The organism is Rhodobacter sp. 4.3.4, assembly GCF_058724655.1.
The window spans coordinates 262,493-275,314 of the sequence record NZ_CM178967.1 but is presented as its reverse complement, the minus strand read 5'-3'; the positions used below and the strand labels follow the sequence as shown (position 1 = coordinate 275,314).

Annotated in this window: 10 protein-coding genes and 1 pseudogene; 5 read left to right on the top strand and 6 right to left on the bottom strand. The window is 65.2% G+C overall.

Annotated elements, in window-relative coordinates; translation table 11 throughout:
• Positions 1-57 precede the first annotated feature (57 nt).
• A pseudogene (locus AC4PTB_RS01265) lies at positions 58-219 on the top strand (JAB domain-containing protein); the annotation flags it as partial.
• Here AC4PTB_RS01265 and AC4PTB_RS01260 read toward each other — a convergent pair.
• Positions 216-1,133 carry a hypothetical protein gene (locus tag AC4PTB_RS01260; RefSeq protein ID WP_492191321.1) on the bottom strand — a complete coding sequence of 306 codons (918 nt, stop codon included), beginning with the start codon at positions 1,131-1,133 and terminating at the stop codon, positions 216-218. The pseudogene AC4PTB_RS01265 and the gene AC4PTB_RS01260 sit on opposite strands and share 4 nt — an antisense overlap.
• A gap of 197 nt (positions 1,134-1,330) precedes the next feature.
• On the bottom strand, positions 1,331-4,045 hold the full coding sequence (secA, locus tag AC4PTB_RS01255; RefSeq protein ID WP_492191320.1) for a preprotein translocase subunit SecA: 2,715 nt from the start codon (positions 4,043-4,045) through the stop codon (positions 1,331-1,333).
• 183 nt (positions 4,046-4,228) lie between these two features.
• Here secA and AC4PTB_RS01250 point away from each other — a divergent pair, with 183 nt between their 5' ends.
• The 4 genes from AC4PTB_RS01250 to AC4PTB_RS01235 all read left to right on the top strand — a co-directional run bounded on the left by AC4PTB_RS01250 (position 4,229) and on the right by AC4PTB_RS01235 (position 7,337).
• A complete protein-coding gene (locus tag AC4PTB_RS01250; RefSeq protein ID WP_492191319.1) occupies positions 4,229-5,098 on the top strand; it encodes a peptidylprolyl isomerase in 870 nt (289 codons plus the stop codon).
• Between the two features lie 129 nt (positions 5,099-5,227).
• Positions 5,228-6,592, top strand: coding sequence for a bifunctional glutamate N-acetyltransferase/amino-acid acetyltransferase ArgJ (gene argJ / locus AC4PTB_RS01245; RefSeq protein ID WP_492192571.1), 1,365 nt, complete (start codon positions 5,228-5,230; stop codon positions 6,590-6,592).
• Positions 6,589-7,026, top strand: coding sequence for a (deoxy)nucleoside triphosphate pyrophosphohydrolase (locus AC4PTB_RS01240; RefSeq protein WP_492191318.1), 438 nt, complete (start codon positions 6,589-6,591; stop codon positions 7,024-7,026). Before argJ ends, AC4PTB_RS01240 begins: the two co-directional genes overlap by 4 nt.
• Positions 7,027-7,199: 173 nt before the next feature.
• Positions 7,200-7,337 (top strand): hypothetical protein, encoded by a 138-nt coding sequence (locus AC4PTB_RS01235; protein WP_492191317.1) that lies wholly within the window; start codon positions 7,200-7,202, stop codon positions 7,335-7,337.
• A gap of 83 nt (positions 7,338-7,420) precedes the next feature.
• Here AC4PTB_RS01235 and infB read toward each other — a convergent pair whose 3' ends face one another.
• Genes infB through rimP form a run of 4 tightly spaced genes read right to left on the bottom strand, consistent with a single transcriptional unit; the run spans position 7,421 to position 12,787 of the window.
• Positions 7,421-9,946, bottom strand: a complete 2,526-nt coding sequence (gene infB, locus AC4PTB_RS01230; protein ID WP_492191316.1) for a translation initiation factor IF-2 — start codon at positions 9,944-9,946, stop codon at positions 7,421-7,423.
• The gene (locus tag AC4PTB_RS01225) at positions 9,943-10,572 is read right to left on the bottom strand and encodes an RNA-binding protein (RefSeq protein ID WP_492191315.1); all 630 of its coding nucleotides are present in this window, start codon (positions 10,570-10,572) and stop codon (positions 9,943-9,945) included. Before AC4PTB_RS01225 ends, infB begins: the two co-directional genes overlap by 4 nt.
• A gap of 1 nt (position 10,573) precedes the next feature.
• Positions 10,574-12,184, bottom strand: a complete 1,611-nt coding sequence (gene nusA, locus AC4PTB_RS01220) for a transcription termination factor NusA (protein WP_492191314.1) — start codon at positions 12,182-12,184, stop codon at positions 10,574-10,576.
• Between the two features lie 3 nt (positions 12,185-12,187).
• Complete coding sequence (gene rimP, locus AC4PTB_RS01215) at positions 12,188-12,787, bottom strand: ribosome maturation factor RimP (RefSeq protein ID WP_492191313.1); 600 nt, start codon at positions 12,785-12,787, stop codon at positions 12,188-12,190.
• Positions 12,788-12,822 lie beyond the last annotated feature (35 nt).

Below are 12,822 nucleotides of genomic sequence, written 5' to 3'. Positions count from 1 at the left end.
CATTGAAAGAGCTGCTAATCTTGACGGCGGGCCACATAAGAAAACGGGGCACAAAAGGTACACAACCACCCCTCGGGCGATCCAACCCCGTCGCAGGCCGATATCGCGATGACCGACCAGATCCGCCATGCCGCCGAGGCCTTGGGGCTGGTGCTGCACGACCATCTGGTGATCGGCAAGGGCCGCGAACTCAGCTTTCGCGCCGAGGGGTTGCTTTAATTCGCCGCCACGGCCAGCGGGAAGCCGGGCAGAGGCATCATCACCGCGCCGTCGCCATCGCCGCAATCGGGCATGGCCAGCGACAGCGGCACCTGCTCGGTGCGGGTGCCAACCGGGCGCAGGACCACGCCCTGCAGATCCTTGCCGCAGCTTTTCGGCGTCACCGGCGCCTCCAGCACCAGCCGCAGATCCGACATCGCGGCCGGGGCGGAATAGATCTGCACCGCCTGCGCAGCACCGGGCTGCTGAAAGCTGCTGACCCAGCCGCCAGCTTGCGTTTTGGCCGCGCGCGGCACCGCCGCCGAAACATCGCCGATCGCGGCACCGTCGTCATGGCCGTTCAACTGCGCCCCGCTCTCGGGGGCAAGGATCAGCGCGATGCGCTGCACCGTCGGCAGCGTCGGCACGGCAAGCGCCACCTGCGGCGCGACACGGCCCCCCGGCAAGCCCAGTTGAAACACCGCCTGCTCGGCAAAGGCCGGAACCAGACCGCTCCAGCCGCCCTGATCCGAAAGCCGGATCGGCAGGCGCAGCCCCGCGTGGCGGATCTCGGCCAGCGCGCCGGGGTGGCAGGGCGCAAGAACGGTCAGCCGGACCGAGGCGCCGGGGGCAAGCGCGGCCTGCAGCTGCGGCGCGGCACAGGCGCCCGGCGCGGTTTCGATGTCCTGCGGCAGCGGGCCAAGGGCAGCTTCGGCGGCCGGGCGGCGCATCACCGGCACCGTCAACCGCGGCAGGGACAGCGCGGACGCAGGCGCCGCCAGATGTCCCCGGGCGCCCGGCATCACCTCCGCCGTCACCGGCTGCGAGGGGTCAGCGCGCATGCCCTCGGGCGCGGCCGTCTGCATGACATGCCCGGTGGCCGCCGCCAGAACGAAGGTGGTGCAGACCATGGCAATCTTGTGAATCGGTCTCATGCCCGGATTCTCCTGCTTCTTGCCAAAAGGTTAACGCGAGATCTCGACAAAGCTGGGGCCGGACTGCGGCAGGGTTTCCGAAAGGGAAACGTCACCCCGACGGCAAATTTTCACGAAAACGCAACCAGATCAACAGGATAATGAAAAACGGCGGCGCGGAAAGCCCCGCGCCGCCGCCTTATTTCAGCGCCTTTGTTTCAGGCCAGACGGCCATGGCAATGTTTGAACTTCTCGCCCGAGCCGCAGGGGCAGGGGTCATTGCGCGAGGGCTCGCCCCAGGTCGAGGGATCCGATTCGACAAATCCCGGCGCGGCGGCCAGCGCCACCGGAGCCGCCGGCTGCGGCGCGGGAGCTTCGGCCGGATCGGTCGCCGCCTCGGCCACACCAAGGGCGGCGGCCTGCTGGCGCAGCATCTCGGCGCGTTCCTCGTCGCTCATCGGACGGATCTGGCCCAGCCGCTTCGTCACCTCGTAGCGCAGGCTGTCGAGCATGCTCTCGAACAGCTGGAACGACTCGGTCTTGTATTCCGACAGCGGATCGCGCTGCGCATAGCCGCGGAAGCCCACGACCGAGCGCAGATGTTCCAGCGTCACCAGATGCTCGCGCCATTTCGTGTCGATCGTCTGCAGCAGGATCTGCTTTTCGATCACCCGCATCGTCTCGGCGCCGAAGGCTTCGGTCTTTTGCGCCATCACCGCATCCAGCGCAGCCGTCACCCGCTCGCGCAGCACGTCCTGGTCGACGCCCTCTTCGGCCGCCCAGTCCGCCAGCGGCAGATCGACCCCGGCATGGTCGATGAACGCCGCCCGCATCCCCTCGACATCCCATTGATCGACGTAGCTTTTCGGCGGCGCGAATTGGTCGATCAGATCGTCGATCACCTGCTGGCGCATATCGGCGACGATCTCGGAAATCTCGTCGGTTTCCATGATCTCGCGGCGCTGGCCAAAGACCGCCTTGCGCTGGTCGTTCATCACGTCGTCGAACTTCAACAGCTGCTTGCGCCAGTCGAAGTTGCGCCCCTCGACCTTGGCCTGCGCCCGTTCCAGCGACTTGTTCACCCAGGGGTGGATGATCGCCTCGCCTTCCTTCATGCCCAGTTTCGAGAGCACGCCTTCCAGCCGGTCCGAACCGAAGATCCGCATCAGATCGTCTTCGAGCGACAGGAAGAACAGCGACCGCCCCGGGTCGCCCTGACGGCCCGAGCGGCCGCGCAGCTGGTTGTCGATGCGGCGGCTTTCGTGCCGTTCAGTGGCCAGAACGAACAGGCCCCCGGCCTCGATCACCTTTTGCTTTTCGGCGGCATGTTCCGCCTCGATCCGGGCGCGGATCTCTTCGGGGGCGGCCTCGGGATTGGCGGCGATCTCTTCTTGCACCTTCATCTCGACATTGCCGCCCAGCTGAATGTCGGTGCCGCGCCCGGCCATGTTCGTGGCGATGGTGATCGCGCCCAGACGCCCGGCATCGGCGACGATCTGCGCCTCCTGCTCGTGCTGACGCGCGTTCAGCACGTTATGCGGCAGCCCCTCGGCCTTGAGCATCTCCGAGAGCATCTCGGATTTCTCGATCGAGGTGGTGCCAACCAGCGTCGGCTGGCCCTTTTCATGCGCGGTCTTGATCGCCTCGATCACCGCGGCGTATTTTTCCTTGGCGGTGCGATAGACGCGGTCGTGTTCGTCTTTCCGCGCCACCGGGCGGTTCGTCGGCACTTCGACGACGCCAAGCTTGTAGATATCGCCGAATTCCTCGGCCTCGGTCACCGCGGTGCCGGTCATCCCCGCCAGCTTTTCGTAAAGCCGGAAATAGTTCTGGAAGGTCACCGAGGCCAGCGTGACGTTCTCGGGCTGGATCGTCACCCGTTCCTTCGCCTCGATCGCCTGATGCAGACCGTCCGACAGACGGCGGCCCTTCATCATCCGCCCGGTGAATTCGTCGATCAGCACGATCTCGTCATCGGCGACGACATAGTTCTGATCCTTGAAGAACAGCTTGTGCGCCCGCAAGGCCTGGCCGATGTGATGCACGATCGTCGTGCTTTCCGGGTCGTAAAGCGACTGCCCCTCGGGCAGAAGGCCATCGGCCTGCAGCTTCTGTTCCAGAAACTCGTTGCCTTCCTCGGTGAAGGTGGCGTTGCGCTGTTTCTCGTCGAGCTTGTAATGCTCTTCAGTCAGGAACGGGATATAGGCATCAAGCGTGCGATACAGCTCGGACCGGTCCTGCGACGGGCCCGAGATGATCAGGGGCGTGCGCGCCTCGTCGATCAGGATGCTGTCCACCTCGTCGACGATGGCGAAGAAGTGATCGCGCTGATACATTTCCGCGACCGAGGCCTTCATGTTGTCGCGCAGATAATCGAAGCCCAGCTCGTTGTTCGTCGCATAGGTGATGTCGGCCGCATAGGCGGCGCGTTTTTCATCATCGGGCTGGAACGGATAAACGACGCCGCAGGTCAGACCCAGATGGCGATAGACCTTGCCCATCCATTCCGAGTCGCGCCGGGCCAGATAATCGTTCACCGTGACGATATGCACGCCCTTGCCCGCCAGCGCGTTCAGATAGGCCGGGAAGGTCGCGACAAGGGTCTTGCCCTCGCCGGTCTTCATCTCGGAAATATTGCCCTGATGCAGGAAGATCCCGCCCATCAGCTGGGTGTCGAAGGCGCGCAGGCCAAGCGCCCGGCGCGCGGCCTCGCGGCAGTTGGCGAAGGCCTCGACCAGCAGCGCATCCAGGCTTTCGCCCGATTGCGCGCGCTTTTGCAGCTCGCGGGTCTTCGCCACGATCTCGGCATCGGAGAGCTTTTCGAAGGCCGGTTCCAGCGCGTTGATCTTCGCCACCAGCGGACGCGTGCGCTTGACCTTGCGGTCGTTGGGCGTGCCGAAGAGCTTTCTTCCAATGTAACCGAGGCCCAGCATTTTTTCTCCGCGGGTTCGTCTGACCAAATCGTGTGAAATGCGGTCTTGTCGCACCCGTCGCGCACCCGTAGAACGGCAAGCGGATAAGGGCGAAACGGCCTTCACAGGACCCTTGGCGATGTAAGGGGCTGCCGTCCGAGTGTCAACGCCGCGGGGTGCCGCGGCCCTGCGGGAGAGGCTTTGATGCCGATTTTCACACGCGTTCTGGGGTCTGTCGCCGTGATGGCGCTTCTGGCCGGTCCGGCGCTGGCCGAGGAGGCCGCGAAAGCGGTCCCGCCCCCCGGCCCGGAAACCGTCGTCGCCACCGTCGACGGCACCGAAATCACGCTGGGCATGATGGTGTCCGTCCGCAACAGCCTGCCCGCGGAATATCAGCAGCTGCCCGACGAGGTGCTGTTCAACGGCGTGCTGGATCAGCTGATCCAGCAGACCGCGCTGGCGAAGGTGGGCGAAGGCATGATGACCCGCCGCGACGAGATCGCGCTCGAGGTCGAACGCCGCGCCTATCTGGCGGGGATGCTGCTCGATTACACCGCCGAACGCGCGGTGACGCCCGAGAAGCTGAAAGAAGCCTATGACATGAAATTCGCCAAGGCCGAACCGAGCCGCGAATATCACGCCGCCCATATCATCGTGCCCACCGAGGACGAGGCCAAGGCGATCAAGGCCGAGATCGACGGCGGCGCCGATTTTGCCACCGTGGCCAAGGCGAAGTCGCAAGACGGCGCGGCGGCGAATGGCGGCGATCTGGGCTGGTTCGATCTGACCGCGATGGTGCCGCCCTTTGCCGAGGCGGTAGCCGCGATGAAGGCGGGCGAGGTCAAGGGCCCGGTGCAAACCGAATATGGCTGGCATGTGATCAAGCTGATGGAAACCCGTCTGGGCGCGGCGCCGACGCTGGAGGATGCGACCGAGGAGCTTTCGGGCGATCTGCGCCAGCAGGCGGTGCAGGACCGGGTGACTGACACCGTGGCCAAGGCCAAGGTCGAAAAGCGTGTCGAGGGGATCGATCCCGCGGTACTGAAGACGGCGAATTTCTTCGGCGCCAAGTAGGGTCCGCGGATGGAGGGGGAGAAGACGATGGCGAAGAAACGCGAACTCGAAGACAAGATCGCCAAGCTGAAGTCGAAGGTGAAGGACCTGCGCTCGCAGCTGGGCGAGATCACCGAAGATGCGGTGGCGATGCTGCGCGAAGAGGTGACCGAGGTCGCCTCGGCGCTGCGCGAGGGCGTGGCCGAAGCCGCGACGACGGCCGCCACCGCCGCGGCCACCGCCGCAGCCGAGACCGCCGCCGCGGTGAAGCCGAAGGCGCCGGTCTCGCCGCTGGCCCCCGCCGCCTTCCCCGCCCTGCCGGTGATCGAGGGCGTGTCCTTTGCCGCCGCCGCCGCGGGGGTGCGCTATGCGGGCCGCACCGACGTGATGCTGGCGCAGATCGCCCCGGGCGCGACGATCGCGGGCGTCTTCACCACCTCCACCACCCGCGCCGCCTGCGTGCTCGATTGCCAGGCGAAACTGGCGGGCGCGGTCGATGAAAGCACCGGCGCCGCAATCGTGGTGAACTCGGGCAATGCCAATGCCTTCACCGGCGCCGCCGGGCAAGCCTCGGTCGATGCGGTCACCGGCGCCGTGGCCGAGGCGCTCGATCTGCCGATCAACCGGGTCTTTTCCTCCTCGACCGGGGTGATCGGCGAGCCGCTGCCGCATGACCGCATCGTTGCCGCCGTGCCCGGCCTTGTCGCCGCGCTGGACCCGGCGGGGATGGAAGCCGCCGCGCGGGCGATCATGACCACCGACACGTTCCCCAAGGGCGCCTGCGCCGAGGTGCAGGGCGACGGCGGGCTGATCCGCATCGCGGGCATCGCCAAGGGCTCGGGGATGATCGCGCCGAACATGGCGACGATGCTGGTCTATCTCTTCACCGATGCGAAGATCCCCGCGAAACTGCTGCAAAAAATGCTGTCGCGGCATGTCGATGACACGTTCAACGCAATCACCGTGGACAGCGACACCTCGACCTCGGATGCGCTGATCCTGGCCGCCACCGGGCGCTCGGCCGCGGCCGAGATCACCGATCTGCGCTCGCGCGCCGCCAAGGATTTCGAAGCGGCGCTGCATGGGGTGATGCTCGATCTGGCGCAACAGGTGGTCCGCGACGGCGAAGGTGCGACGAAATTCGTCGAGATCCGCGTCAGCGGCGCCGCCAATGCCGATGATGCGCACAAGGTCGCGATGGCGGTGGCGAATTCGCCGCTGGTGAAAACCGCGATCGCCGGCGAGGATGCGAACTGGGGCCGCGTCGTCGCCGCCGTCGGCAAGTCGGGCGCCAAGGCCGATCGCGACAAGCTGCGGATTTCCTTTGGCGACATGGTTCTGGCGGAAAACGGCTGGCGCGTGCCGGATTATTCCGAGGAAGCGGCCTCGGCCTATATGAAGGGGCAGGAGCTGGTGATCGGCATCGATCTGGGGCTGGGCAAGGCGGCGAAATCGGTCTTTACCTGCGACCTGACGCATCGCTACATCGACATCAACGCGGATTATCGCTCGTGACCTCGCCCTGCGGTCCCTCGCCCGCGCCGACGACGGCGCGGGTGGTTCTGGTCAGTGCGGTGGCGCTGATCGATCCCGATGGCCGGGTGCTGCTGGCGCAGCGCCCCGAGGGCAAGTCGCTGGCCGGGCTTTGGGAGTTTCCGGGCGGCAAGGTCGAGCCGGGGGAAACCCCCGAGGCCGCGCTGATCCGCGAGCTGCACGAGGAACTCGGGATTGACACCTGGGGCAGCTGTCTGGCGCCGCTGACCTTTGCCAGCCACAGCTACGAGAGCTTCCACCTGCTGATGCCGCTTTTCGCCTGCCGCCGCTGGTCCGGCACGCCGCAGCCGCGCGAGGGGCAGAAACTGGCCTGGGTGGCGCCTGCGAAGCTGCGCGATTACCCGATGCCGCCCGCCGACGAGCCGCTGATCCCGGTGCTGCAGGACTGGCTTTGACCGCGCAGCCGCGGCATGAATCTCCGCGGCGCAGAAACATTAATGCGCCCAAACGCCACACCCCGCAACAAAGCTACCCAAAAGAGCCATCTGAGACACTTTTTCGTTTGCAGTTTGTTAAGTTTTCGTGACTAAGCTGAAACTGTAATCGAGATTTCTAGGGAGGATGTCTCATGCTTCGCACCATCGTCGTCGGCAGCTGCGTCTCCGTGCAGGGAACGTTCGAGTCGCAGCTCGAAAATGGAAAAATCGTTGTCCGGGTTGGGGATCGGCTGTTCGCGGGCAAGCCCGTGCTGCGCAACAACGCCTGATCCACCGCACATATCGCCACTCACGGCATGCAAAAGGGGGGCTTTCGCCCCCCTTTTCACTGTTTCCGCAGCGGCGACAAAGGTCAGAGCTTGCGCTCGACCTCCTCGCGCTCGAAGATCTCGATGACATCGCCTGCGCGCACATCGTCGTAATTCTCGAAGGCCATGCCGCATTCCTGACCGGATTGCACTTCCTTGACCTCGTCCTTGAAGCGCTTGAGCGTCTTCAGCGTGCCCTCGTGCACCACCACGTTGTCGCGCAGCAGGCGCACACCAGCCGAACGACGGGCAACGCCTTCGGTGACCAGGCAGCCCGCGACCTTGCCGACGCCAGAGACCTTGAAGACCTCCTTGATCGAGGCATAGCCGATGAAATTCTCGCGCACTTCGTTCTTCAGCAGACCCGAGGCGGCGGCTTTGATATCGTCCACCAGATCGTAGATGATCGAGTAATAGCGGATCTCGACCCCCTTCTGGTTCGCGGCCGCCCGCGCCGGGGCGTTGGCCCGGACGTTGAAGCCGATCACCGGCGCCCCCGAAGCCTCGGCCAGGCCGACATCGCTTTCGGTGATCGCGCCGACGCCCGAATGCAGCACCCGCACGCGGACTTCCTCGTTGCCGATCTTTTCCAGCGCCTGGGCAATCGCCTCGGCCGAGCCCTGCACGTCGGCCTTGACCAGCACCGGCAGTTCCGAGACGTTCTCGTCCGCCTTGGCCTTGGCCATCAGCTGTTCCAGCGTCGTCGCCGCACCGGCAGCCGCGCGCTTGTCCTTGGCGGCTTTCTCGCGGTAATCCGCGATCTCGCGCGCCTGCGCCTCGGTTTCGACGACGTTCAGCACGTCCCCGGCTTCCGGCGTGCCATTGAGACCCAGCACCTCGACCGGAACCGAGGGACCGGCCTCGTCGACGCGCTCGCCCTTGTCGTTGATCAGCGCCCGCACCTTGCCCCACTGCTCGCCGACGACAAAGATGTCGCCGCGTTTCAGCGTGCCGTGCTGCACCAGAACCGTCGCCACCGGACCGCGGCCGACATCCAGTTTCGCCTCGATCACCGCGCCCTGGGCCGCACGGCCCGGGTTGGCGCGCAGCTCGAGGATTTCCGCCTGCAGCGCGATCGCCTCAAGCAGGTTGTCGAGCCCCTTGCCGGTCTTGGCCGAGACTTCGACGGTCTGCACCTCGCCGCCCATCTCTTCGACGACGACTTCGTGTTGCAAAAGATCCGTGCGCACTTTCTGCGGGTTGGCAGCGGGCTTGTCGATCTTGTTGATCGCCACGATCATCGGCACCTTGGCGGCCTTGGCGTGGTTGATCGCCTCGACCGTCTGCGGCATCACCGCGTCATCGGCGGCCACCACCAGCACGACGATATCCGTCACCTGCGCCCCGCGGGCGCGCATCGAGGTGAAGGCGGCGTGGCCGGGCGTGTCGAGGAAGGTCAGCACCGCGCCCGATTCCGTCGTCACCTGATAGGCGCCGATATGCTGGGTGATCCCGCCCGCTTCGCCCGCCACGACGTTGGCGTTGCGGATCGCATCCAGAAGCGAGGTCTTGCCGTGGTCGACGTGGCCCATGATCGTGATGATCGGCGGACGGCCAACCAGATCCTCGGCCTTGTCCTCGACGGTGTCGATCACCTGTTCCACATCCGCATCCGAGACGCGGACGGCGCGGTGACCGAATTCCTCGATGATCAGCTCCGCGGTGTCGGCGTCGATCGCCTGGTTCGCGGTGACCATCATCCCCATCTTCATCAGCGCCTTGATCACGTCGGCAGCGCGTTCCGCCATACGGATCGCAAGCTCCGAGACCACGATGGTTTCCGGCAACTGCACGTCGCGGACCATCTTTTCGGCTTTCTGGCCGAAGCCCATCGCCTTTTGCCGGGCCTTTTCCTGCTTGCGCTTCATCGCGGCCAGCGAGCGCTGACGCCCGCCTTCGCCCTCGATATCCGACAGGCTCAGCTTACCGGCCCGACGGCCCTCGTCGCCGCCCTTGGCCGCCTTGCTGTTGCGGTCGGGGGTGGCATTGCGGTCATCGCGGTCACGGTCGGTCTTGCGCGGGCCGGTGTTCGACACGCCCTTGGTCGCGGCGCGTGCGGCGGCAGCCTCGGCCGCAGCCGGATCGGCCGGAGCCGGTTTCGCCGCCGGTTTCGCCCGGACCTCTTCCTTTTTCTGCGCGCGCAGTTCGGCCTCGCGGGCCTTGCGCTCTTCTTCCTCGGCCTTCAGCCGCAGCGCTTCCTCGCGTTCGCGCTCTTCGCGTTCCTTGGCCTCGGCCTCGGCGCGACGGCGTTCGCGTTCTTCCTCGCGCGCCTTTTCATCGGCGGCACGCTGCGCGGCCTCTTCGACCTCGCGGATTTTCGCGGCCTGCAGCGCCCTCAGACGGCGTTCCATCTCGGCATCCGAGATGCCCGCAGGACGACGCGACGGGTCGCCCAGCGCGGGCGAACCCGCGGTCTTTGTCGGGGCGGCACCCGGCTTCGGCACCACCACCTTCTTGCGCTTGGTTTCGACCACCACATTTTTCGTGCGTCCGTGGCTGAAGCTCTGCTTCACCGAACCGGGGCGGGCGCCGCCAAGACCGAGGGGTTTTTTGCCGTCCGTATCGCTCATGCCGTCTTCGTATCCTTCATGGCGGTATCGCCGCCGTCCTGCTTGCGCAAACCTGCAAGCCTTGCCGCTTCTCTGATTACACGCGGGGTGAGTCCCCCAGCCGCAAGCGCGCCGTGTATGGCATGGTCGCGGCCAAAAGCCAAACCCAATTCCGAGGCCGTGAGACAACCGAACCAGCGCCCGCCGGGCGGAGTCCAGAGCTTGCCCTTGCCGCGTTCCGATCCGTCCGAGGCCTGAAACAGCACCCTGGCCTTGCCATCCGCCAGCCAGCCCTTGACCTTTTCAAAGCCGCAGACCGCATGGCCGGTCTTCCGGCTCAAGGATATCAGTTCAACCACCCGTTGCGCCAGCCCGTCTTCGACCAGCTGACACAGGTTCTCGGGTAGCTTCACCTGCGACCTTGCGGCGCGGGCAAACGCCCCCTTGGCGACCGCCTTTTCCAGCACGGCCCGGTCCGACGTCACCCAGATGCCCCGGCCGGGAAGCTTTTCGGCCAGATCCGGGTAGATCATGCCATCGGGGCCAAGGACGAACCGCACAAGCCCGACCTTCGGCCCGACATCGCCAGTGACGATGCAGCGCCGTTCGGGGTCTTCGCTGTCCTTGTCCTTGCCGCCGCGGCTCATCTCATTCCTCGGTTTCTTCTTCGTCGCTGTCGGTCGCGTCTTCGGCGTCCAGTTCCGAAATATCGACCCAGCCCAGCTGGATCCGCGCCGTCATGATCAGCTTTTGCGCCTCTTCCAGGCTCATCCCGAATTTCTCGAGAATGCCCTCGTCCTTGACGCGGGCGCCATTCACCGTGGTCCAGCCGCCAGCCAGTTCCCAGTCGGCGCAGGTGGCGAAATCTTCCAGCGTCTTCACGTCGTCCTTGGCCAGCGCCTCGATCATCTGCGGCGTCAGGCCGTCGAAATTGAACAGCGACTCCTCGACACCCAGTTCCTTCGCCGCAGCGATCGCCTTGGCGTTCTGCGCCTCGATATAGTCGCGGGCGCGGGCCTGCAACTCCTCGGCGGTGCCGTCATCGACGCCTTCGATCGACAGCAGTTCATCCAGATCGACATAGGCGACTTCTTCCAGATTGGTGAAGCCCTCGGCCACCAGCAGCTGGGCGAAGAATTCGTCCAGATCCAGCGCATCGACAAAGAGCTTGGTCCGCTCGGCGAATTCGGCCTGACGACGCGACGATTCCTCGGCCTCGGTCAGGATGTCGATATCAAGCCCGGTCAGCTGGCTGGCCAGACGCACGTTCTGCCCGCGACGGCCGATGGCCAGCGACAGCTGTTCATCGGGCACCACCACCTCGATCTTGCCCGCCTCCTCGTCGATCACCACCTTGGCGACCTCGGCCGGTTGCAGCGCATTCACAAGGAAGGTGGCCGCATCGGCGTTCCACGGAATGATGTCGATCTTTTCGCCCTGCAGCTCGCCCACCACGGCCTGCACGCGGCTTCCCCGCATACCGACACAGGCGCCCACGGGATCGATCGAATTGTCGTTCGAGATCACCGCGATCTTCGCGCGCGAGCCCGGATCGCGGGCCACGGCCTTGATCTCGATGATGCCGTCATAAATCTCCGGCACTTCCATCTTGAACAGTTCCGCCATGAACTGCGGATCGGTGCGCGACAGGAACACCTGCGGCCCCCGGGTCTCGCGGCGGACATCCTTGACATAGGCGCGGATGCGGTCGTTCGGGCGATAGCTTTCGCGGCCGATCTTTTCGTTGCGGCGCAGGATGGCTTCGCCGCGACCGATGTCGACGATGATGTTGCCATATTCCTCGCGCTTGACGACGCCGTTGAGGATCGTGCCCTTGCGATCCTTGAATTCGTCATATTGACGGTCGCGCTCGGCCTCGCGGACCTTCTGCAAGATCACCTGTTTCGCCGATTGCGCCGCGATCCGGCCCAGATCGACCGGCGGCACGTCATCGACGATCTCGTCGCCGATCTGCGGATTGGTCTTGTATTGCTTCGCCTGGGCAACGGTCAGCTGCGCCTGGTAATTCTCGACGGCCTCATCTTCGACGACGGTGCGGACCCGGGTGAAGCTGGCGCGACCGGTCTTGCGGTCGATCTTCACGCGGATATCCATTTCCGAGCCGTAGCGCGACTTCGCTGCCCGGGCGAGACTGTCTTCCATCGCCTGGATCACCAGATCGGGGTCGATCATCTTCTCGCGGGCCACCGCCTCGGCGGTCTGCAAAAGCTCGAGCTGGTTGGCAGAGGTGATTGCCATCTGTCAGGTCTCCTCGTCGGGGGAAGTCTGGTCGTCGTCTTCGGTTTGGATCTCGTCGAACTGGTCTTCGTCGATGATGCCCGCCGCCTTGCGCTGGCGCAGCATCTCGGCGATCAGCTCGTCGGTCAGGATCAGTTTCGCATCCGAAAGCCAGTCGAACTTCAGGCCGATGGTGACCTGTTCGCCCTGATTTTCGATCTCGATCAGCACTTCGTCGTCTTCGGTGCCGCGCAGGATGCCCTTGAAACGCTTGCGCCCGTCGATCTGTTCGTCGGTCTCGATCCGGGCCTCGTAGCCCTCCCAGATGTCGAAATCCTTCATCCGGGTCAGCGGACGGTCGATCCCGGGCGAAGACACTTCCAGCGTGTATTTTTCCTCGATCGGGTCTTCGACGTCGAGCACGGCGGAAACCGCGGTCGAGATCGCGCCGCAATCGTCGACATCGATCCCGCCCTCGGGGCGGTCGGCCATGATCTGCAACAGCGGATGCCGTCCGCCCTGCATGCGGATGCGGACCAGCTCGAAGCCGAGGCCTTCGATGGTGGGGCCGACAATGTCGGCGAGACGCCGGTCGATGCCGGTCTTGGCGATGAGGTCGGTCATTCCGATCCCTGAAAACAAAAAACGGGCCCGAGCGG

Coding starts and splice junctions, on each gene's coding strand:
- AC4PTB_RS01260 (WP_492191321.1), bottom strand. CDS start 1,133: ATGAGACCGATTCACAAGATTGCCATGGTCTGCACCACCTTCGTTCTG.
- secA (WP_492191320.1), bottom strand. CDS start 4,045: ATGCTGGGCCTCGGTTACATTGGAAGAAAGCTCTTCGGCACGCCCAAC.
- AC4PTB_RS01250 (WP_492191319.1), top strand. CDS start 4,229: ATGCCGATTTTCACACGCGTTCTGGGGTCTGTCGCCGTGATGGCGCTT.
- argJ (WP_492192571.1), top strand. CDS start 5,228: ATGCTGCGCGAAGAGGTGACCGAGGTCGCCTCGGCGCTGCGCGAGGGC.
- AC4PTB_RS01235 (WP_492191317.1), top strand. CDS start 7,200: ATGCTTCGCACCATCGTCGTCGGCAGCTGCGTCTCCGTGCAGGGAACG.
- infB (WP_492191316.1), bottom strand. CDS start 9,946: ATGAGCGATACGGACGGCAAAAAACCCCTCGGTCTTGGCGGCGCCCGC.
- AC4PTB_RS01225 (WP_492191315.1), bottom strand. CDS start 10,572: ATGAGCCGCGGCGGCAAGGACAAGGACAGCGAAGACCCCGAACGGCGC.
- nusA (WP_492191314.1), bottom strand. CDS start 12,184: ATGGCAATCACCTCTGCCAACCAGCTCGAGCTTTTGCAGACCGCCGAG.
- rimP (WP_492191313.1), bottom strand. CDS start 12,787: ATGACCGACCTCATCGCCAAGACCGGCATCGACCGGCGTCTCGCCGAC.